The following is a 20,860-nucleotide window of genomic DNA, read 5'->3' as shown; positions in this document are numbered from 1 at the left end:
CCGGAACGCACCCCGGCAGCCCACTGTGTGACATGTGTGGTGCGTCACACATTCGCCGTACTCCGCGAACATTAGCCGCCGGAGCCCGGGAGCGTGAAGAACTTGTGAAATCCGGAGGTCAAGCCATCGCAAAGACGGTCCGGGAGGGCGGTCACGACGAGTCGCGGACCACCAGCTCCGTGGGCAGTACCACCGAAGGGCGCTCGTCGCCCGGGGCCCGGCCCGCGATCTCGTCCAGGAGGAGCTGGGTCATGCGGCGGCCCATCTCCTCGATGGGCTGGCGGACGCTGGTGAGGGCCGGGTGCATATGGCGGGCGACCACCGAGTCGTCGAAGCCGATCAGGGCCACGTCCTCCGGGATGCGGCGGTCCGCCTCGCGGAGGACCTGGCGGGCGCCGGCGGCCATCACGTCGGAGGCGACGAAGACCGCGTCGAGGCCGGGGCGGCGGGACAGCAGGTCGCGCATCGCCCGCGCGCCGCCCTCCTCGGTGAAGTCGGCGGGGGCGATGAGGCGTTCGTCGGGGGCCAGGCCGGCGGCGGAGAGGGCGGCGCGGTAGCCGTCCAGGCGGCGCTGCGCGCCGTAGACCTCCAGGCGGCCGGTGATCGTGGCGATCTGGCGGCGGCCCCGGGAGACCAGGTGTTCGACGGCGGCCCGCGCGCCCTCGAAGTTGTCGGAGTCGACCGAGGGCAGCGTCTCGGCCGCGTGCCGGGCGCCGCTGATCACACAGGGCATGCCCAGCTGCTCCAGGAGCTCCGGCAGCGGGTCGTCGGCGTGCACGGCGACCAGGAGGACCCCGTCGACGCGGTGGGCGGTGAGGTACTGGGCGAGGCGGCGGCGTTCCCGGTCGTTGCCGACGAGGGTGAGGAGCAGTTGCATCTCGGTGTCCGCCAGGGCCGCGCCGACGCCGCGCACTATCGCGGAGAAGTACGGCTCGGCGAAGAAGCGGGTCTCCGGCTCGGGCACCACCAGGGCGATGGCGTCGGTGCGGTTGCCCGCCAGGGCGCGGGCCGCCCGGTTGGGGACGTACCCCAGCTCGGCCACGGCCGCCTCGACCGCCTGCCGGGTCGCGTCGCTGACCCGGGGCGAGCCGTTGATGACCCGCGAGGCGGTGCCCCGGCCGACCCCGGCCCGTGCCGCCACTTCTTCGAGCGTGGGCCGCCCGCCGCTCCGTACTCGCGCTGCCGTCATGGCCGCCTCCCCGTTCCCGGTCAATTTCTCACAGCCGTAACGTCAATCCAAGTCCTGGATCGATCACCCCGGCGGGGGTACGGACAGTGTATTGGGAGCGCTCCCAAGCGGTGACGGAAGGGCCGTGGGCCCGGTCGGGAACGACCGGGCCCACGGTGTTCACGAGGTCAGGCGTCCGGGGCGGCCGCCGGGGGCAGTGCGTGGCGGGCGATCACGTCGCCGTACCAGTAGGCGCTGGACTTCGGCGTACGGCGCTGGGTCGCGTAGTCGACGTACACCGCGCCGAACCGCTTCGCATAGCCGTAGCCCCACTCGAAGTTGTCCATCAGGGACCAGAGGAAGTAGCCCCGCACATCCGCCCCGTCGGCCGCCGCCCGGCGCACCGCGTCCAGGTGGCCCTCCAGATAGACGATCCGCTCGGGGTCGTGGACCCGGCCGTCCGCGTCCGGGGCGTCGTCGAAGGCCGCGCCGTTCTCGGTGACCATCAGCGGCAGGTCCGGGTGTTCGCGCGCGACGTCCATGAGGAGGTCGTACAGGCCCTCCGGCTTGACCGACCAGTTCATCGCGGTGACCGGGCGGCCCTCGGCGAGGTGGAAGGCGACGTGCTCCGAGCCGGGCCACGGGGAGTGCGCGCTGCTGCCGTGGCCGTCGTTGCGGGTGTCGCCCGCGCCGGTGGGCGACGCGCTGACGATGGTGGGCGTGTAGTAGTTGACGCCGAGCACGTCGATCGGGTGCGCGATCGCGGCGAGGTCGCCCTCGTGGATCAACTCGGGCCAGTTGACGATGCGTTCGGTGTCGGTGAGGAGGTCCTCGGGGTAGGCGCCCTTCAGCATCGGGCCCGTGAAGACCCGGTTGCCGACCGCGTCGATCCGGCGCGCCGCGTCCGCGTCCGCCTCGCTGTCGGTCAGCGGGCGCACCTGGTGGAGGTTGAGGGTGACCGAGGTCTGCGCGGCAGCGGGGAGGTTCGCGCGCAGCGCCTCGGCCGCCCGGCCGTGGGCGAGGTTGAGGTGGTGGGCGGCCCGCAGCGCGGCGGCCGGTTCGGTGCGGCCGGGGGCGTGGACCCCGGAGCCGTAACCGAGGAAGGCCGAGCACCAGGGCTCGTTCAGCGTGGTCCACATCGAGACCCGGTCGCCCAGCGCGCGGGCCATGATGGCCGCGTAGTCCGCGAACCGTTCGGCCGTCGCGCGCTCGGGCCAGCCGCCCGCGTCCTCCAGCTCCTGCGGCAGGTCCCAGTGGTAGAGCGTGGCGACGGGCGTGATGCCGGCCGCCAGCAGCTCGTCGACGAGCGACCGGTAGAAGTCCAGGCCACGTTCCACGGCGGGGCCGCGGCCGGTGGGCTGGACGCGGGACCAGGAGACCGAGAAGCGGTACGCCTGGAGCCCGAGGCTCTTCATCAGGGCGACGTCGTCGCGGTAGCGGTGGAAGTGGTCGGCGGCCACGTCCCCGGTGTCCCCGCCGAGGGTCCGGCCGGGCGTGTGGCTGAAGGTGTCCCAGATGGAGGGGGTGCGGCCGTTCTCGGCGGCCGCGCCCTCCACCTGGTACGCGGCGGTGGCCGCGCCCCAGAGGAAGCCGGTCGGGAAGGGGGCCGTGGCGGCGGGGGCCTGCTGCGGGACCGTGTCAGGTCGGACGGCTGTCATGCGGGAGCGCTCCCTGGGGGAAGTGAGGGCGGTAGGAGGAAAGGAGGGTGAGGTGGTGGTCAGCCCTTGACCGCGCCGGACATGATCCCGCCGACGATCTTCTTGCCGAAGACCACGAACACCACCAGCAGCGGCAGCGTGCTGATCAGCGCGCCCGCCATCACGATGGACTGGTCGGGGGTGTACGAGGCGCTGAGCTGGCCGAGGGCCACCTGAAGGGTCGGGTTCTGCTGGTTGAGGGCGAGGTAGGGCCAGAAGAAGTCGTTCCACGCCTGGACGAAGGTCAGCATCCCGAGCACCATCATCGCGGGGCGGGCCACCGGCAGCACCACGCTCACCACGATGCGGAGGTTGTTCGCGCCGTCGATCTTGGCCGCCTCGATCAGCTCGTACGGCAGCGCCTCGATCAGGTACTGGCGCATGAAGAACACGCCGAACGCGCTGACCAGCGTCGGGAAGATCACCGATTCGAGCTGTCCGCCCCAGCCGAGGCCGGACATCATCATGAAGAGCGGGACGACGCTGAGCTGCGGCGGGATGGTCAGGGTGGCGATGACCGCGGTCATCAGCCAGCCGCGGCCCCGGAAGCGCATCTTGGCGAAGGCGTATCCGGCGAGCGTGCAGAAGAAGAGCGTCGCGAGGGTGATCGAGGACGAGACGATGATGCTGTTGACGATCGCCTTGCCGAGGTTGGCCTGCTCCCAGGCCGTCTGGACGTTCTCGATCAGCTTGCCGCCCGGGAGGAACGGCGGGGTGGAGGCGAGGACTTCGTCCTGGGTGCGGGAGGCCGCGACCAGGGTCCAGTAGAGCGGCAGCAGCGAGCCGAAGCCGACGACGGCGAGCGCGATGTACGCGAAGGGGCCGCCCTTCATCTGCTGGCCGGCGCCCATCCGGAAGCGGCCCGGGCGCTGCGGGGCACCGCCCTTCGGGGCCGGCGCGAGCTTCACGGGGGCGGTGTGCGTGGGGCTGGTCATGGTCATGGAGGTGCTCCCGGTCAGACCGCGGACTTGCGGACGAATCGGCCGAAGAACCAGTTGGCCGCGGCGATGATCAGCAGGAGGGCGAGCATCGCCCAGGCGACGGCGGCGGCCGGACCGAGATGTCCGAGGTTCCAGCCGTAGTTGTAGAGGTAGATGCTGAGCGTCTCGTACTGGTTCTCGTTGCCGCCGGTGGCGCCCATCGCACCGCCCTCCAGCAGCAGCGGTTCGCCGAAGAGCTGCATGGAGCCGATGGTGGAGATGACGATGGTGAACAGGATCGTCGGCCGCAGCGAGGGGATGGTGACCTTGCGGAACTGCTGCCAGCGCGACGCGCCGTCCAACGAGGCTGCTTCGTAGAGGTCGTTGGGGACCGCCTGCATCGCCGCGAGGTAGATCAGCGCGTTGTAGCCGGTCCAGCGCCAGATCACGATGATCGAGATGGCGAGCTTCGAAGTCCAGTGTCCGTTGGCCCAGTTGACCGGGTCGAAGCCGACGAGGCCGAGCGTCCAGTTGAGCAGTCCGCCGTCCGCCCGGAAGACCAGCGCGAAGACGAGGGCGGCCGAGGCGACCGAGGTGGCGTACGGCGTCAGGATGATCGTGCGCCAGAACGTGCTGGCGCGCAGACGGTAGTTGAGGAGGTGGGCCAGGCCCAGGGCCACCAGGAGCTGCGGGACGGTGGAGATGACGCCGATCAGGAAGGTGTTGCTGACCGAGGTCCAGAACTCGGGGTCGTGCAGGATCTTGTCGAAGTTCTCCCAGCCCACCCACTCCATCGAGTCCAGGCCGGTCATCTCCACCCGGTGCAGGGCGATCCAGCCGGTGTAGAGGAGCGGGTAGAGCCCGAAGGCCCCGAAGACGAGGAAGAACGGTGCGATGTACGCGTACGGGGAGGCCTTGTCGTCGAACCGCCACAGCCGGCTGCGCCACAACTGCCGCCGCTCGCTGGGCGGTTGTTTCTGCGGCTGGCGGGGCGGGGGTACGTACGCATCCCGGGTGGGGGTCGAGGTTGCCACGGGCGGGGAGTCCTTCCCTGGGTGCGCCGACGGACGGCCGGGGCGGCTGGGGGTGGGCGGCTGGAGGGGCGACGGGAGGTGGACGGGCGGCGGACGGGCGGCCGGGGCGGGCGGGTGCCGCCCGCCCCGGCGCTGCGATCGGCTCGGGCCGGTCGGGCGTCAGGTCAGCCGATGGCCTTCTCGATCGTCCGCACGGCCGCGTCCCAGGCCTTGTCGGGGCTGGTGCCGCGCTGCTCCATGTTGTTGATCTGGGTGGAGATGGAGTCCTTGATCACGCCGTCCTTCGGGCCGAGGACCGCCTCGGGGATGGACTTCGCGCCGTCGGCGTAGATCTGGCCGATGGGGGCGTCGTTGAAGTACGGCAGGGTCGCGTTCTTCACGTCGGGCAGTTCATAGGCGCCCTGGTTGGACGGGAAGACACCGATCGCCTTGAAGACGGCGGCCTGCTGCTCGGGGGCGGTCAGCCACGCGACGAGCTTGGACGCCTCGGCGACGTTCTTCCCGGACTTGGGGACGGCGAGGAAGGAGCCGCCCCAGTTGGCGGAGGTGTTGCCGGGGGCGCTGGTGATGTCCCACTTGCCCTTGTTGGCGTCACCGGCGTACGTGGAGATCTGGCCGGCCATCCAGGCGGGGCAGACGACGGTGGCGATGGTGCTCTTGCGCAGGGCCGCCTGCCACGGGTCCTCGAACTGGGCCAGGCCCTGCGTCAGCTTCTTGGACGCGGCCTCGGCGGCGAGCTTCCAGCCCTTCTCGACGCTGGCGCTCTTCTCGTAGATCGGCTTGCCGCTCGCGTCGTAGTACTGCTCGGGGCTGGAGCTGACCACGGCGTTGAACATGGCGCTCGCGGAGTCCATGAAGTAGGTGCCCTTCGGCGCCTTCTTCTTGTACTGCTCGCCGAGCGCGAGGAAGTCCTCCCAGCCGCCCTCGGTCAGCTTGGCGACCTCGGCGCGGTCGGTGGGCAGTCCGGCCTTCTCGAACAGCTCACGATTGTAACAGAGGGACATGGGGCCGATGTCGGTGCCCGCGCCGATGACCGCGCCGCTGGGGGCGGTGGCCTGCTTCGCCTTCCACGACACCCACTCGTCCACGCCGATCGCCTTGGAGAGGTCGGCGAAGGAGTCCGCCTTGGTGTCGACGATCTCCTTGATCCGGCCGACCTCGATGCCCTGGACGTCGGCGAGGCCGCTGCCGGAGTTCAGCTGCTGGAGGAGCTTGGGGTAGTAGTTCTTCTCCTCGGCGGTGGTGTCCTCCTTGACCGTGATCTTCGGGTTCAGCTTGTGGTACTTCTCGAAGAGCCCGGCCTCCTTGTACCCGAACTGCCCGAAGTCGGCGACGGTCAGGGTGATGTTCCCGTCCGCGTCGGCTCCCTTGTCCGAGTCGGACGAGCCGCCGCATCCGGCGAGGAGGAGGGCGGTGACCGTGAGGCCCGTGGTGGCCACGAGGGCGGTTCTGTGGCGTCGACCGGCAACGCTGCGGGTGATGCGCATTCCACTGCTCCTTGTTCCGGGGATTCCGGCAATGGCGCATGGGAGCGCTCCCATGCATCGTTGCCGGAAGGTTGCTGCCTGAAGGGGGTGGGTGTCAAGAGTTGAAGACGATTCCGTTGCCGAGGGATGTCCGGCGGGTCACGGAGGGGCTGTTGGGCCGCCCTCCCGTCGGAAGGTGAACGAGGGCAGGCCGGGCCGAATGAGGCGCCCGAGCACCCCACCCCTGTTAATTTCTCCCTTATGTACCTTTTGATCATCCCGGTCACCGACACCAGCCACGGTGAGTGAGGCGGGATGGGCGTCCTGCGTGACCATCCCGAACTGGCCCTCTTCTTCTGCCTCGCGGCCGGCTACCTCGTCGGCAAGCTCCGCGTCGGCCCGATCACCCTCGGCGGCATCTGCGGCACCCTGATCGTGTCGCTGCTGATCGGCACCCGGCACGTCAGCGTCGACGACGACGTCAAGACCGTCTTCTTCGCCCTGTTCATCTTCTCGCTCGGCTACCTGGCCGGGCCGCAGTTCTTCGCCAACCTCAACCGCAAGAGCCTGCGCTTCTTCACGCTCTGCCTGATCGAACTGGTCTGCGTCCTCGGCATCGCCTACGGGCTCGCCAAGGCCTTCGACCTGGACGTGGGCACGGCGGCCGGAATCCTCGCGGGGGCGGCCACCGAGTCCGCCGTCGTCGGGACGGCGACCGAGGCCATCGGCAAGCTCGACAACCTGACCTCCGAGCAGATCAGCCAGTACCAGGGGCACGTGGCCACCGCGTACACGGTCTGCTATCTGTTCGGCCTGATCACCATCGTGCTCTTCACCAGCCAGATCATGCCGATGCTGCTCCGCATCAACCTGGCGGACGCCTCCCGCGAGCTGTGGGAGAAGATGCGCGGCGGACAGAGCGGTCTCGAGTCCGACGAGCGTGAGGCGCTGCCCGGCATGGTCGGCCGCACCTACCTCGTGACGCTGGCGGACGGGCGGACCGTCGGTGATCTGGAGAGCGCCCTGGGCGGCCGGATCACCGTCGAGGGCGTCAAGCGCGGCAGCAGGCTGCTCACCCCCTCCCCCGGTCTGGAGCTGACGCTCAGCGACCTGATCCAGGTGGTCGGAGTGCGCTCCGCCATCATCGAGGCGGGCCGGGAGATCGGCCCGGAGACGCCGGCCGTGCCGGGGCTCGACACCCCGCTGGCCACCGGCCAGGTCGCCGTCACCGAGAAGGAGACGATCGGCGCGAGCATCGACCGGCTGGTCAAACGCCATCCGGAGTTCCGCAAGGACGGCGTCTACGTCACCGACGTCCTGCGCAACGACCAGCACCTGCCCGCCAGCGGGGAGACGGTCCTGGCCCGGGGCGACGTGCTCACCCTGGTCGGCGCCCGGGGCGGGCTGAACCGGGTCGTCGCGAAGCTCGGCGCGGTCGTGAAGAACGACGCCACCGACTTCATCTACCTCGGCTTCGGCATCGTGGCGGGCTCCCTGCTCGGCCAGATCGTCGTCACGTTCGGGGACGTCCCGATGTCGCTCGGCACCGGCGGCGGCTGTCTGATCTCCGGCCTGGTCTTCGGCTGGTTCCGCTCCCGCAGCCAGACCTTCGGCGCGTTCCCGCCGCAGGCCGCGACCACGCTCAAGGACATGGGCCTGGCCGTCTTCATCGCCTGCACCGGGCTGGCCGCCGGACCGCAGGCCTGGCCGCTGCTGAAGGAGTACGGGGCGTTGCTGCCGTTCGCGGGCATCGCCATGGTGCTGGTCCCGGCGACCATCTCGCTGGTCGTCGGGCGCAAGCTGCTGAAGATCGAGAAACCGCTGCTGATCGGCGCCATCGCCGGACAGCAGTGCTCGACCCCGGCGATCACCTCCATCACCCAGGTGGCCCAGAGCTCCGTCCCGCTCCTCGGCTACACGATCACGTACACGCTCTCCAACTTCCTGCTGCCGCTGACCGGGCCCATCCTCGTCGGCGTCCTGGGCAGCTGACGTGATCGCCCTCCGCGACCACCGACCCGTACGGAACGGACACCACCACCATGGACACCACCCCGCACAGAACCAGCTTCAGCCGTGAGGAGATCCGGTCGTTCGCCCAGCTCTCCCCGTTCGAGCTGAAGGACAAGTTCATCCAGATCGCGACGGCCGCGCAGAGCGGCCGGCCGGGCCAGAAGGGAAAGTCGGCCCGGACGATGCTCAACGCGGGCCGCGGCAACCCGAACTGGGTCGCCACCGGGCCCCGCGAGGCGTACCACGCGCTCGGCTACTTCGCGCTCTCGGAGTCCCGGCGGGTGTGGACGGCCGACAACCTGGGCGGCATGCCGGAGCAGGCGGGGTGTGCGGAGCGCTTCGAGCGCTTCGTCCGTACGCACCCGGAGCTGCCGGGCATCGAACTGCTGAAGGCGAGCGTGGACCTGGCGGTGAAGCGGTTCGGCTTCGACCGGGACGCGTTCACGCACGAGCTGGCGGACTCCTCGATCGGCGACAACTACCCGGTGCCGGACCGGATCCTGCACCACACCGAGCAGATCGTGCGCGGCTACATCGCGGATGAGATGTTCGACCACCGGCCGCCGGAGGGACAGACGCTGAGCCTGTTCGCCACCGAGGGCGGCACGGCGGCGATGTGCTACGTCTTCGACTCGCTGATGAAGAACGGGATCCTGGCGAAGGGCGACCGGATCGCCCTGATGGTGCCGGTGTTCACCCCGTACCTGGAGATCCCGGAGCTGGACACGTACGGCTTCGACGTGGTGCGGGTGGAGGCGAGCCTGTTCACGGAGACCGGGGTGCGGCAGTGGCGCTACCCGGAGGAGGAGATCGCCAAGCTCGCCGACCCCTCGGTGAAGCTGGTCTGCTGCGTGAACCCGAGCAACCCGCCCTCGCTGGCGCTCTCCACCCGGGTCTCCGAGCAGATCGTGTCCATCGTCGGCGAGCGGAACCCGAACCTGATCATCGTGACCGACGATGTGTACGGGACCTTCGTGGAGGGCTTCCGCTCGCTCGCGGCCGACCTGCCGCGCAACACGCTCCTCGTCTACTCCTACTCCAAGCACTACGGGGCGACCGGCTGGCGGCTCGGGGTGATCGCGCTGCACGACGACAACGTGATCGACACGATGCTGGCGGAGCAGGACCAGGAGCAGAAGGACCGGCTCGACCAGCGGTACGGGACCCTGTCGCTGGAGCCGGGGAAGATCCGGTTCATCGACCGGCTGGTGGCGGACTCCCGGCAGGTGGCGCTGAACCACACGGCGGGGCTGTCGCTGCCGCAGCAGGTGATGATGACGCTGTTCTCGCTGTTCGACATGCTGGACGAGGGGCAGGACTACAAGCACCGGATCCGGGCGATCGTCCAACAGCGGCTCGAACTCCTGCTGGAGGGCGTGCACATGAAGGTCTCGGAGGACCCGAAGCGGGCCGCGTACTACATCGAGCTGGATCTGCTGGCCGAGGCGGAACGCGTGCACGGAAAGCCGTTCGCGGACTTCCTGGAGAAGACCTACGAGCCGGTCGACCCGCTGTTCCGGCTGGCCGAGCAGACCTCGGTGGTCCTGCTCAACGGCGGTGGCTTCGACGGTCCGGAGTGGTCGGTGCGGGTGTCGCTGGCCAACCTGGATGACCTGGACTATCTGAAGATCGGCCATCATCTGCGGGCGATCTTCGACGAGTACGCGCAGGAGTGGCGGGCCGGGGATTCCACGTGAAGGGGCGCGCCCCGGCCGGGGGTGGGGTGGGGCCCGGCCGGGGCGCGCGGTGGGGGGCTCAGCGGTTCGGGGGGAACAGAGAGCGTGCGGGCTACTTGTAGGCCGCGAACGCCTTCGTGAAGGCCAGCGGCTCCTGGTCGATCGAGCTGCACGTGGCGTCGGCTTCCGGCTTGGGCCCGCCCGGGCAGGCCTTGTCCCGGGTGCCGGACCACATCGCGAGGCGGCCGATGCCCTTGTCCTGGGCGAACTTCACCAGTTGGGTCGCGTCCTCGACGGTGAAGATCTCGGTGACGACGTCGTTCACGCCGATCATCGGGGTGACCGCGACGGCCTGCCACGCGGCGGCGTCGGAGAGGCCGAGGACGCCCTTGATCTGGGCCTGGGTGGCGGTCGCCGCCTGGATCGCGTACTCGCCCATGTCGTCGCTGTAGGCGGGACCGTAGTCCATCGCCATGATGTTGACCCCGTCGACGCGGACGCCGTTCTTCTCCGCGTCGGCCAGCAGGTCCACGCCCGGCTGGGTCAGGCCCTCGGGCATGACGGGCAGCGTGAAGGCGACATCGAGGTCCGGGTACGTCTTCTGGAGCTGGGCGATGGCCTGGGAGCGGCGGGTGTTGGCCGCCGTGTCGGGCAGGGCGGCGCCCTCGATGTCGAAGTCGACCTTGGTGAGGTCGTAGGCGTCGACGACCTTGCCGTACGCGGCGGCGAGCTCGTCGGCGGAGGAGCAGTTGAGGGCCAGTTCGGCGCCGGCCGCACCGCCGAAGGAGACCCGGACGTCACCACCCTTGCCGCGCAACGCGCCGATCTGGGAGGCCACTTGGTCGTCGCCGAGGCCGGTGACGCCGCCCCAGAGCGGTGCGCAGCCGCCGCCGGAGGTGATGAAGGCGAGGTGGAACTCGTTCACGCCGGTCTTCGTCGCGGTGTCCAGGAGGTCGTACGCGGGCTGGAGCGAGGTGTCGACGTACGGGGCGAACCCGGCGCCGGTTTCCCCACCGCCACCGGGGCGACCGGTGGCAGTGGGGGTCGGCGTGGGGGGCTTGGTGGGGGCGGTGGCGGAGGGGCTGGACGAGGGAGTGGACGAGGGGGTGGCCGTCGGCGTGGGGGCCGTGGTCGGGGCGTTTGTGGGGCGGCCGCCGGGGGTGGGGGGCGCGCCGCCGTCGGCGGAGCAGGCGGCGTCGTTGATCAGGCAGCCGGCCGGGTCGCCCGCGGTGCCGGTGGCGGAGGTGACGAAGCCGACGGTGACGGACGCGCCGGGGGCGAGTTCCTTGTCCCAGCTCGCGGGCTTCACGGTGACGCGGCCGTCCTTCACCGTGTGCTCGCCGTTCCAGAGCGAGCCGATCTTCGTGCCCGCCGGGAGGTCGAACTCCAGCGTCCAGTCGGTAAGGGGCTTGTCCGTCTCGTTGGTGACGACGTACTGGCCGGTGTAGCCGCCGTCCCAGGCGCTGGTACGGGTGTAGGCGGCGCCGATCGCGGCGGCCTGCGCCGTGCCGGTCAGCGCGAGGACCGTGCCGCCGATGACGGCGGCGGCCACGACCGCGCCGATCGCCTTGGTGCGGGTGGTCGTCGTGCGACGGTGCGTACGGGAAGCCATCAACGTGCCCTGCCTGACTCTGCGTTCTGCGGATCTGCGGATCTGCCCGGTATTTCCTGTCCGGGATCTCGAGAGCACGCTAGCCGCAGCGGAACGGGCAAAGAGGGCGTTACGGGCGGGAGTTGATGTTCTTAGGACGCGCTTAAGGAACGCATGGGCGCGGGTTAATGCTGGAGCCCCGGTGGCGGGTCGATGCCAGGAAGCTGCGGCGGCTCAGTGCTGGGACCCGGTGGCGGTACGGCTCTCGCCGCCCCGCTGGCGGCCCAGCCGGCGGCCGACCCGGCGGCCGTGTCCGCGCCGGCCGCGCTCGGGGCGGCTGCCGTGCAGGCCGATCCAGATCCGGACCTCCGTGCCGCCGAGGACCGACCGGCCGATGCGCAGGTCGCCGCCGGTGGACTCGGCGACCCGGCGCACGATGTCCAGGCCGAGGCCGGTGGAGCCGACGGACCCGTTCGCCCCGTCGCGCCCGCTGGCGCCCCGGGCGAGGGCCGCCTTCGGGTCGGGGATCCCCGGGCCGGCGTCGGAGACGAGCACGATGACCGCGTCACCGCTGTGGTGGACGTCGACGGAGAAGGCGGTGCCCTCGGGGGTGTGGCGGAAGACGTTGCCGAGCAACGCGTCCAGGGCGGCGGCCAGTTCGGGCCGGGCCACCGGGATGCGTACCGTACGGTCGACTCCCGCGAGGCGCACCTCGCGGCCCTCGTCCTCCGCGAGCGCCGACCAGAAGCCCATGCGTTCGCGGATCACCTCGGAGGCGTCGCAGCCCGCCCCCGTCTGCACTCCCTGGGTCTGCGGTCGCTGTTCGCGGGCGGTGCGGATGATCGTGTCGACCTCGTGCTCCAACTGCTGGACCGCCGCCCGGGTCTGCTCGGCCGCCGGGCCCTCGCCGAGCGACGCGGCGTTCAGCCGGAGCACGGTGAGCGGGGTGCGCAGCCGGTGCGAGAGGTCGGCGGCCAGCTCGCGCTCGTTGGCCAGGAGCTGGACGACCTGGTCGGCCATGGAGTTGAACGCGACGGCCGCGGAACGCAGTTCGGTGGGCCCCTCCTCGGGGACCCGGGTGCCGAGGCGGCCCTCCCCCAGGTCCTGGGCGGCGCCCGCGAGGCGCTGGGCGGGCTGCACCATCCGTACGCCGAGCCGGTCGGCGACCGCGACCGAGCCGACGATCAGCGCGACGCCGACGCCCGCCAGCATCAGCCAGGCGGTGGCGACCCCGTTGGACACCTCGCCCTCGGGGACGAACACCTCGACGACGGCGATGTCCCCGGTGCCCAGCGCGGTCGGCTGGAGGAGGGCGAAGCCGCCGGTGACCTCGGTGATGGAGGCGCGCCCGGCCTTGCGCACGGTCTCCACGTCCTTGGGGGTGGCGCGCCGGGTGCCGATGTCCAGGGGCCCGTCCTCGGCGGGGACATGGACGGCGAGGCGTCCCCGGTCGCCCGGTTCGGTGGACAGGACGGCCCGGGTCAGTTCCTCGCGGTCGGTGGTGATGGAGAGGGTCGGGGCGATCATCGCGGCCTGGCGTTCGGCGTCGGAGAACGCCCGGTCGCTGGCCATCTCCCGGATGACGAGTCCGAGCGGTACGGCGAAGGCGATGACGACCATGGCGGTGACCGCCAGGCAGACCTTGACCAGGGCCCATCTCATGCGGGCGGCTCCGCGACCGGCGAGCCGTCCGGGGCGTCGGGGTGCCCGGCGTCGGCCGGCGGCTGGAGCTTCACGCCGACGCCGCGCAGGGTGTGCAGATAGCGCGGGCGGGCGGCGGTCTCGCCGAGCTTGCGGCGCAGCCAGGACAGATGGACGTCGATGGTCTGGTCGTCGCCGTAGGACTGCTGCCAGACCTCGGCCAGCAGCTCCTTGCGGGCGACGACCACGCCGGGCCGCCCGGCCAGGAAGGTGAGCAGGTCGAATTCGCGCCGGGTCAGGTCGAGTCCGGCCCCGTCCAGCTCGGCGCTGCGGCGCAGCGGGTCGATGGAGAGCCCGCCGACGCGGATGACCCGGGGCGGCGGGGCCTCGCCGCCGGCGGCGCGCGAGCGGCGCAGCACGGCGGCCATCCGGGCGGAGAGGTGCTCGACGGAGAACGGCTTCGTCAGGTAGTCGTCGGCGCCGTCGTTGAGCAGCCGGACGATCTCGCTCTCGTCGTCCCGGGCGGTGGCGATGATCACGGGCACATCGGTGATGGACCGCAGCATCTTCAGCGCCTCGGCGCCGTCCAGGTCGGGCAGCCCGAGATCGAGGATGACCACGTCGAAGCGGAAGTGCGCGACCTCGCGCAGCGCTTCGAGCGCGGTGCCCACGCTCCGTACCGTGTGGGAGGCCTCACTGAGGTGCCGGATGAGGGCGGAACGTACGAACTGGTCGTCCTCGACCACGAGCACACTTGCCATGGGCGGCACCGTACGCCATGCCGGCGGGCCCGGTCCCGGCCCCGTCGGAAACCTCCGCAAAGGCCGGAGAAGAGCGTTTGTTCGGGGCCCCTGACGGAAGCCATGGCGGGCCGGGTGGTGCAGGATGTGCCGGATGCAACGAGGAATCGCACACGCGCTGGCGTGGACGCTCGCCACCGGCGCGGCGGTCACGCTCTCGTGGTGGGGTGTGCACACGGTCATGACGGGGACGGCGTACGACCCGCCCCGGGCCGTGCCGATCTCGGTGGGCGCGGGGCCTCCTCAGCGCATCGGGCAGTCCACCGAGGCGCCCCTCGTCTCCTCGACGCACCGGGCGTCGCCCTCCCCTTCCGCCTCCGCCTCCACCTCTCCGAGCGCCGGTGGCGCGCGCCCGTCCCCGTCGGCCTCGCGCCCCTCCCGTACGCCGTCGGCGCCCCCGGCGAAGCCGCCCGCGTCCTCGACGTCCGGCGAGGTGAAGAGCTATCGCACCGACGGCGGCCGGGTCGTGTTCGAGCTGGGCTCCGACGCGGCGAAGCTCGTCTCGGCGACTCCGGAGCCGGGCTGGTCGATGCAGGTGTGGACGAACGACGCCTGGATCCGGGTCGACTTCAGCGACGGGGGCGGGAAGGACGGAACGACGTACTCCGTGTTCTGTACCTGGAACGGGCATCCGCCGCTGGTGCAGATCGTCGCCCCGTAGGCCGTCCGGATCGTCGGGCGTGGCCCGGGCTACTCGAAGACCGAGGGCGGCGGCGCGGGGGACGGCTTGGCCGCGGCGTCGGTGACGACGGCCGCGCCGCCGGTGAAGTCGGTGAGCGCACGGCCGTGTTCGACGCGGCCCGGGTGCGGGTCGCTCGCCACCCGTCGGGTGAACTCCGCGACCGGGAGCGGCAGGGCCGAGGCGAGCAGGACCGCGTTGCCGAAGCGGCGGCCCCGCCACACCACCGGGTCGGCGGCCAGCGCCAGTTCGGGGAAGACGGCGGCGGCGGTGGCGACCTGGCCGCGCAGATGGGCGAGCGGGGGGCCGTCGGCGAGGTTGGCCGCGTACCGCCCCTCGGGCTTCAGGACCCGGCGGACCTCGGTGAGGAACTCGGCCGACGTGAGGTGCGCGGGGGTGCGGGCCCCGCTGAACACGTCCGCGATGACCAGGTCCGCCCAGCCGTCCGGGAACCTGCCGAGCCCTTCGCGGGCGTCGGCCGCCCGGACCCGGACCCGGGCCTGGGGATCCAGCGGGAGGTGGTCGCGGACGAGCTGCACGAGGGGCGCGTCGAGCTCGACGATCTGCTGGGTGGAGCGGGGGCGGGTCGCGGCGGTGTACCGGGCGAGGGTGAACGCGCCGCCGCCCAGGTGCAGGACGTGCAGCGGCCGGTGCGCGGGAGCGGCGAGGTCGATGACGTGGCCGAGGCGGCGCTGGTAGGCGAACGAGAGGTGCGTGGGGTCGTCGAGGTCCACGTGGGACTGCGGGGCGCCGTCGATCAGGAGCGTCCAGCCGTGCGGGCGCTCCCGGTCGGGTATGAGCTCGGCGAGCCCGCCGCCGACCGGCCGGGAGACCGGCTCGCGCTCGGCCCGCCCGGAGCCCCGGCCGCCGGTCCGGCGCTCGTCGCGCGCCTGCGCCTTGGCGCCGCCGGCCTTGTCCCCGCCCGCGGATTTGTCCTTGCCCGCGGCTTTGTTCTTGCCCCGGGCCGGCGCTCCTCGACGTGCCACGTTCGCTGGTCCTTGCTGGTGGGGGCCCGGGTCGCCGGCCGCGGCGGAGCGTTCCGCCCGTCCGGCCATTATGGGCTCAGCAGCAGTTGTCGGCCGCCTCGATCAGCCGGGCGGCCTGGTCGAGGGCGGCGCGGAGCACGGCCGGATCGGTGACCGGGGCGTCGTCGGCGGGCGGGAGCAGCCAGCCGGAGCCGGAGCCGGGCGGCTCGGCGGGGATGCGCAGCCCGCGCCCGTCGGTCCGCGTACAGGCGCTGCCGGGTACGTCCCAGGCGTCGGCGGTGCCCGGCGGCACGATGAAGCCGAGGGTGTCGCAGGCGCCGTCGTGCAGGACCGGGCCGACGGGCTCCTGGTCCCGCCCCCGGCGGAGGATGTCGACGGCTTCCAGGCCCTGCCGCGCCGGGACCGTGACGAGGTCGCAGGACTGGTCCCGCCCCGCCGGGTCGGTCGAGGCCGTCGGAATGGCCGGGGCCGCCGGACCGGCCGGGGCCGTCGGACCGGCCGGGGCCGTCGGACCGGCCGGGGCCGTCGGAATGGTCGGGGTCGCAGGGATGGTCGGGGGCATCGGAATGGTCGGGGGCATCGGTTTCGTCGCGGTCGTCCGTGAGCCGGTCTCCCTGCCGAGATGCAACAAGGGAACCCCTCCTCTCATCGCCGAACGGAGCCACACTCCGTCTCCACATGGACCAACGCCGCGGGTGCGTCAAGGGCTACGGGCCCACACCGCCGCAAAGGGTGGCAGTTCATGGCGGATCGGGGGCGGAATGCCCCTTTCGCAACGAAACGCTGTGTGTGCGACTCGTCACAGCAGGTACGTTCTTGCTCCGCCGGGACACCGGGAACCACGCATCCCGGCCGCACCAGAGAGGGGCCGGCCATGGTGTCGACAGCGGCAGTTCCCAACCTCACCTTCCGCCGGCTGCGCGGACAGCGCTCCGCCGGAGAGTTCGCGGCGGCGGTCCGCAGGGCCGCGCGGGAGATCGGGGAGCAGGTCGCGTGCGACGCCCGGTACATCGGGCGGGTGGAGTCCGGGGAGATCCGCTGCCCCAACTACGCCTACGAACGCGTCTTCCTGCACATGTTCCCCGGGGCGTCCCTGGCCGACCTGGGGTTCTCGGCCCGCGAGAGCGTACGGGGGCGGGGCGCGCGGGTCGTGTCCGAACCCCCGCCCGTGTCCGCCCCTTCCCCTGCCGGTCCCGGCTCCCTCCGCCGCGACACCGAACCCGACGACATCCCCATCCCCACCCCCGAGGAGAGCGACGTGCTGCGTCGCATGTTCATGACGAGCGGTACCGCCACGGTGGCGGCCGCTTCCCTGGGTCTCGGCGGGGCGCCCGCCTCCGCCGCCCGGGTCTCTCTGCCCGCGCAGCGCCGGGTCGGCGAGGCGGAGGTGAACGCCGTCGAGAAGGCCGTACGGCAGATCCGGCTGCTGGACGACCGGCACGGCGCGGACGGGCTGTACCGGCGGGCCGCGCAGCCGCTGCGCGCCGCGTACGAGCTGCTGGACGCCGGGACCACCGCACGGCGCGCCACCTCGGACCGGCTGCACGCGGGCGCGGGCGAGCTGGCCATCTCCGTGGGGTGGCTGGCCCACGACTCGGGCCGCTTCGACGACGCCCGCTCGCACTACGCGGAGGCGCTGGCCACGGCGCGGCTGGCCGGGGACGCGCGGCTCGAGGCACACGCGTTCTGCAACACGTCGTTCCTGGCCCGGGACGCGGGCCGGCCCCGGGAGGCGGTACGGGCGGCGGAGGCCGGCCAGCGGGCCGCCCGCACGCTGGGGTCGCCCCGGCTGCTGGCGCTGCTCGCGCTGCGGGAGGCGGGGGGCCGGGCGGGGCTCGGTGACCGTACGGGGTGCGACCGGGCGATCGGGCGGGCCCGGGCGGCGTTCGACCGGGGCCCGGCGTCGGGTGATCCGGAGTGGATGAGCTTCTTCCGGGAGGCGGAGCTGGAGCTGCTGGAGGCGCAGTGCTGGTCGGCGCTGGGCGACTGGTCCCGGGCGGCGCGGCACGGACGGCGGGCGACGGCGCTCCAGGACCCGCACTTCACCCGGAACCTGGCGCTGTACCGGGCCCAGCTCACGGGTGACCTGGCGCGGGCGGGGCGGCCGGACGAGGCGGCGGCGACGGGGCACCAGGTGCTGGATCTGCTGACCCGGGTGCAGTCGTCGCGGATCCGGGGGATGTTGGCGGGGGCGGCGCGGATGCTGGAGTCGGGGGCGGGTGGAGGATCCGGGGCGGCGTCCTTCCTGACCCGCCACCGGGACTCGGCCCCGGCCAGGTGAGTGGCTGTGTGTGACCCCCGGTTCTGAGTAGCCCCGGCCGGCGGGCCGCGCCGGGTCAGGAGTGGTTCACGGTCCGCGAGCCCGTCCTATCGCCGGCGGGTGTCCCACCGTGGGTCGCCCGAGCCGGCCGCCGGCCGCTCTGTCGGCCGGCCGGCCGCCTGGCCGGTCCCGCGATGGATCACGAGTGCCCAGGTGAGGCAGCCGAACCCGATCGTCGCCGCGACAGCCCGCACGGTGTTCCAGGCCGTCCACATCGTTTCGTCGAGCTGGGCGCGTACCGCCGCGAGCTCGGCGTTGCCGCCGAGCTCCGTGGCCGTCCGGATCTTCTCGTTGAGGGGCTCATGGACAGCGAACGTGATCGTGAGTACCGCCAGGACGCACACCAGTGCCGCCCCGGCCCACATCAGCACCGGCCGCTGCCCCGCACGGAGGTGGAGAACGACGGACAGGCCCGTGAACAGCAGCGAGCCCAGGAGCCCCACACCGAGGAACAGCGGATTGGTGATCGCCGCATCGAGCGCTCGGAAGGCCTCGACGAAGGTGCGGTCATCGACGTTGCTCAGGCCGGGCATGATCGTGTTCGACCAGTTCACGAAGACGCCCGCGATCAGTCCGGTCGTCATCGTGGCCAGGATCAGGACGACGGTCCTGAAGGCGCTGTCTCCGACACGCTGCTGCCCGGTCATGACGGCATCTCCGTCGGGGTAGTGATCATGCGCTCAGAAAAGCAGAACACGGCGGGACCTTCCGTGATTGAAGGAAGCCCGGCGCCCGTGGTCGTGCGCGAACCCAGCCCGTCCGGCGTTTGAGGACGGAACCGGTGAGCACGTTTCCGGGTGCCGGTACAGGGCCTCCCGCGCCACGGGGTCCGTGAAGAGCCCGCCCACCGGCCGAAGGGTTCCGTCCTCAATCGCCGGACGGGCTTGAAGGTGGCCGGACGGGCTCACTGCCCCTACCGCTCCAGGTGCCCCGTGTCGTTCCAGCGTTCCACGGCCGGCAGGCCGTACGCCCAGCCCAGGACCGACAGCGACGTCGGCTCCAGGCGGATGCGGGCGCCGAACGACAGATCCTCGCCCAGCCAGCGCGCGCCCAGCGCCCGCAGGATGTGGCCGTGGGCGAAGACCAGGACGTCCCGGTCCGCCGAGCGCGCCCAGGCGACGACCTCGTCCGCGCGGGCGGTGACGTCGGCGACGGACTCCCCGTCCGGGACCCCGTCGCGCCAGATCAGCCAGTCGGGCCGGTCCGCCTTGATCTGCGGCGAGGTCAGCCCCTCGTACGCCCCGTAGTCCCACTCCATCAGCGCGTCCCACGGCTCGGCCCGCTCACCGAACCCGGCGAGTTCGCAGGTCTCGGCGGCCCGGACGAGCGGGCTGGTGCGGACCTCGACGCCGGGCAGCCCCGCCCAGGGCTCCCGGTGCAGCCGCTCACCGAGCAGCTTGGCGTCCTCGCGCCCGCTGTCCAGGAGCGGGATGTCCGTCCTGCCGGTGTGGTTGCCCTGGACCGACCACTGGGTCTGGCCGTGCCGGGCGAGCAGGATGCGCGGTGCCATGACGGCTCTCCCTGAAACGCTGGAAACGTGGGTACTGGGCCTTCCATCATCCCGTACCGACCGGGCAGGCAACCTCCGGGGCCGCGCGGACGTCCCTCCCAGAGCAGCCCCCGCCGACCGCATCGGACCACGCCGGGGACCACTGCGTACGGGATGTCCGGCAGGGGACCCCCCGGGGGAAGCGGCGGCACGGTGCCGCCGTACGGTTGAACGCCCGCCGTCGGCCGCATGAACATGGGGAGAGCTACCGGATGCCGCACGCCACCGCGCCGCCCGCGACCGGTCATCGGCCCCGCTGGTGGACGGAGCTGCCACTGATCGCGGTGGTGTACGCGCTGTATTCGGTGGGCCGGCTCCTGGTGCGCGGCGATGTGTCGACCGCGGTCGACCACGGTCTGGCGATCCTGCGGCTGGAACAGGCGCTGTACCTCAACGCCGAGCATCCGCTGAACCGTCTCTTCACCAGCACCCCGTCGCTCGGGATACCCGCCGACTTCGCGTACGCGTCCCTGCACTATTTGGTCACCCCGGCCGTCCTCATATGGATGTTCCGGCGCAGGTCGGCGGCGTACCGGGCGGCCCGGGTCTGGCTGATGAACTCCACGCTGCTGGGGTTGGTCGGCTTCACGCTGATGCCGACCTGTCCGCCCCGGCTGCTGGACGCGAGCCACGGTTTCGTCGACACGATGGCGCAGTACAGCGCCTACGGCTGGTGGGGCGCGGGGGCGAGCGCCCCGCGCGGGCTGAGCGGGATGACCAACCAGTACGCGGCGATGCCCAGCCTGCACGTCGGATGGTCCCTCTGGTGCGGGATCCTGCTGTGGCGGCACGGCCGTCATCCCCTCGTACGGGCGGCGGGCATCGCCTATCCGCTGCTCACGACGATCGTCGTGATGGGCACCGCCAACCACTACTTCCTCGACGCCGTCGCGGGCGCCGCGGTGATGGGCATCGGAGCCCTGCTGGTCAGGCCCGTCATGCGGCTGGCCGACCGGTTCAAGGCGTGGGCCGGGGTCCGGGTCGCCGGCCCGGTCGCGGCGCTGTTCGGCGACCGGTTCCGGAGTGGCCGGGGCGCCGTTCCCGAGGACGTCTCTGCGACTGTGTCCCCGAATGTCAGTGCCGGGTGCAAGACTTCCCCGGGTGAGCGAATCCCCGGCCAGCGGACCACCTCCGCAGATCCCCCCGGCACGGCAGTCGGCGGCGCGGCAGACAGAGACGCCGCCGACGCGGCCGCGAGCGACGACGCTCCGGCAGCGGCTCGCTGAGCTGCGCGGTCCGTCCGTCGCGCCGCATCCGCTCGATGCCAGAGCCCTCGCCGCCCTGGCCGCCAACCCCGGCTGCAAACGGCGGGCCCTGCTC

General features: G+C 71.9%; 17 protein-coding genes. 5 read left to right on the top strand and 12 right to left on the bottom strand.

What is annotated here, in order from left to right; translation table 11 throughout:
* Nucleotides 1–151: 151 nt before the first annotated feature.
* From ACIQPT_RS25210 to ACIQPT_RS25190, 5 genes are all read right to left on the bottom strand, one after another.
* Nucleotides 152–1,189 (bottom strand): LacI family DNA-binding transcriptional regulator, encoded by a 1,038-nt coding sequence (locus ACIQPT_RS25210; RefSeq protein WP_401158713.1) that lies wholly within the window; start codon nt 1,187–1,189, stop codon nt 152–154.
* A 167-nt stretch (nt 1,190–1,356) separates the two neighbouring features.
* Nucleotides 1,357–2,826: a GH1 family beta-glucosidase gene (locus tag ACIQPT_RS25205; RefSeq protein ID WP_401158711.1), complete on the bottom strand. Its 1,470-nt coding sequence runs from the start codon at nt 2,824–2,826 to the stop codon at nt 1,357–1,359.
* A 59-nt stretch (nt 2,827–2,885) separates the two neighbouring features.
* Nucleotides 2,886–3,806: a carbohydrate ABC transporter permease gene (locus tag ACIQPT_RS25200; protein ID WP_401158709.1), complete on the bottom strand. Its 921-nt coding sequence runs from the start codon at nt 3,804–3,806 to the stop codon at nt 2,886–2,888.
* A gap of 14 nt (nt 3,807–3,820) precedes the next feature.
* Entirely contained in the window at nt 3,821–4,819 is a 999-nt protein-coding gene (locus ACIQPT_RS25195) for a carbohydrate ABC transporter permease (RefSeq protein ID WP_401158707.1), read from the bottom strand.
* 164 nt (nt 4,820–4,983) lie between these two features.
* Entirely contained in the window at nt 4,984–6,306 is a 1,323-nt protein-coding gene (locus ACIQPT_RS25190) for an ABC transporter substrate-binding protein (RefSeq protein WP_401158705.1), read from the bottom strand.
* A gap of 294 nt (nt 6,307–6,600) precedes the next feature.
* On the opposite strand from ACIQPT_RS25190, the gene aspT reads away from it, so the two are divergent.
* Complete coding sequence (gene aspT, locus ACIQPT_RS25185) at nt 6,601–8,277, top strand: aspartate-alanine antiporter (RefSeq protein WP_401158702.1); 1,677 nt, start codon at nt 6,601–6,603, stop codon at nt 8,275–8,277.
* A 50-nt stretch (nt 8,278–8,327) separates the two neighbouring features.
* A complete protein-coding gene (locus tag ACIQPT_RS25180) occupies nt 8,328–9,995 on the top strand; it encodes a bifunctional aspartate transaminase/aspartate 4-decarboxylase (RefSeq protein ID WP_401158700.1) in 1,668 nt (555 codons plus the stop codon).
* Between the two features lie 91 nt (nt 9,996–10,086).
* Here ACIQPT_RS25180 and ACIQPT_RS25175 read toward each other — a convergent pair whose 3' ends face one another.
* The 3 genes from ACIQPT_RS25175 to ACIQPT_RS25165 all read right to left on the bottom strand — a co-directional run bounded on the left by ACIQPT_RS25175 (nt 10,087) and on the right by ACIQPT_RS25165 (nt 13,967).
* The gene (locus tag ACIQPT_RS25175; RefSeq protein ID WP_401158698.1) at nt 10,087–11,586 is read right to left on the bottom strand and encodes a cellulose binding domain-containing protein; all 1,500 of its coding nucleotides are present in this window, start codon (nt 11,584–11,586) and stop codon (nt 10,087–10,089) included.
* A 213-nt stretch (nt 11,587–11,799) separates the two neighbouring features.
* Nucleotides 11,800–13,227 carry a sensor histidine kinase gene (locus tag ACIQPT_RS25170; RefSeq protein WP_401158696.1) on the bottom strand — a complete coding sequence of 476 codons (1,428 nt, stop codon included), beginning with the start codon at nt 13,225–13,227 and terminating at the stop codon, nt 11,800–11,802.
* Entirely contained in the window at nt 13,224–13,967 is a 744-nt protein-coding gene (locus ACIQPT_RS25165; RefSeq protein WP_401158693.1) for a response regulator transcription factor, read from the bottom strand. The genes ACIQPT_RS25170 and ACIQPT_RS25165 overlap by 4 nt, the downstream gene beginning before the upstream one ends.
* Before the next feature lie 133 nt (nt 13,968–14,100).
* Between ACIQPT_RS25165 and ACIQPT_RS25160 the strand changes: the two genes are divergently transcribed.
* The gene (locus ACIQPT_RS25160; protein WP_401158691.1) at nt 14,101–14,667 is read left to right on the top strand and encodes a hypothetical protein; all 567 of its coding nucleotides are present in this window, start codon (nt 14,101–14,103) and stop codon (nt 14,665–14,667) included.
* A 29-nt stretch (nt 14,668–14,696) separates the two neighbouring features.
* Here the strand turns inward: ACIQPT_RS25160 and ACIQPT_RS25155 are convergent, their stop codons facing one another.
* Both ACIQPT_RS25155 and ACIQPT_RS25150 read right to left on the bottom strand, forming a co-directional pair.
* Nucleotides 14,697–15,671 carry a spermidine synthase gene (locus ACIQPT_RS25155; RefSeq protein ID WP_401158689.1) on the bottom strand — a complete coding sequence of 325 codons (975 nt, stop codon included), beginning with the start codon at nt 15,669–15,671 and terminating at the stop codon, nt 14,697–14,699.
* A gap of 76 nt (nt 15,672–15,747) precedes the next feature.
* Complete coding sequence (locus ACIQPT_RS25150; RefSeq protein WP_401158687.1) at nt 15,748–16,233, bottom strand: hypothetical protein; 486 nt, start codon at nt 16,231–16,233, stop codon at nt 15,748–15,750.
* Between the two features lie 312 nt (nt 16,234–16,545).
* On the opposite strand from ACIQPT_RS25150, the gene ACIQPT_RS25145 reads away from it, so the two are divergent.
* Nucleotides 16,546–17,952 carry a tetratricopeptide repeat protein gene (locus ACIQPT_RS25145; RefSeq protein WP_401158685.1) on the top strand — a complete coding sequence of 469 codons (1,407 nt, stop codon included), beginning with the start codon at nt 16,546–16,548 and terminating at the stop codon, nt 17,950–17,952.
* Nucleotides 17,953–18,038: 86 nt separating this feature from the next.
* Here ACIQPT_RS25145 and ACIQPT_RS25140 read toward each other — a convergent pair whose 3' ends face one another.
* Both ACIQPT_RS25140 and ACIQPT_RS25135 read right to left on the bottom strand, forming a co-directional pair.
* The gene (locus tag ACIQPT_RS25140; protein ID WP_401158683.1) at nt 18,039–18,638 is read right to left on the bottom strand and encodes a DUF1772 domain-containing protein; all 600 of its coding nucleotides are present in this window, start codon (nt 18,636–18,638) and stop codon (nt 18,039–18,041) included.
* Between the two features lie 266 nt (nt 18,639–18,904).
* A complete protein-coding gene (locus ACIQPT_RS25135) occupies nt 18,905–19,501 on the bottom strand; it encodes a histidine phosphatase family protein (protein ID WP_401158681.1) in 597 nt (198 codons plus the stop codon).
* Between the two features lie 251 nt (nt 19,502–19,752).
* Here ACIQPT_RS25135 and ACIQPT_RS25130 point away from each other — a divergent pair, with 251 nt between their 5' ends.
* A complete protein-coding gene (locus ACIQPT_RS25130) occupies nt 19,753–20,766 on the top strand; it encodes a phosphatase PAP2 family protein (RefSeq protein ID WP_401158679.1) in 1,014 nt (337 codons plus the stop codon).
* Nucleotides 20,767–20,860 lie beyond the last annotated feature (94 nt).

The sequence above is a fragment of the Streptomyces sp. NPDC091289 genome (genome assembly GCF_044757365.1).
In the GTDB taxonomy this organism is placed as follows: domain Bacteria; phylum Actinomycetota; class Actinomycetes; order Streptomycetales; family Streptomycetaceae; genus Streptomyces.
Note: the sequence above shows the minus strand (reverse complement) of the source record. Positions and strands in the feature narration are given on the sequence as shown.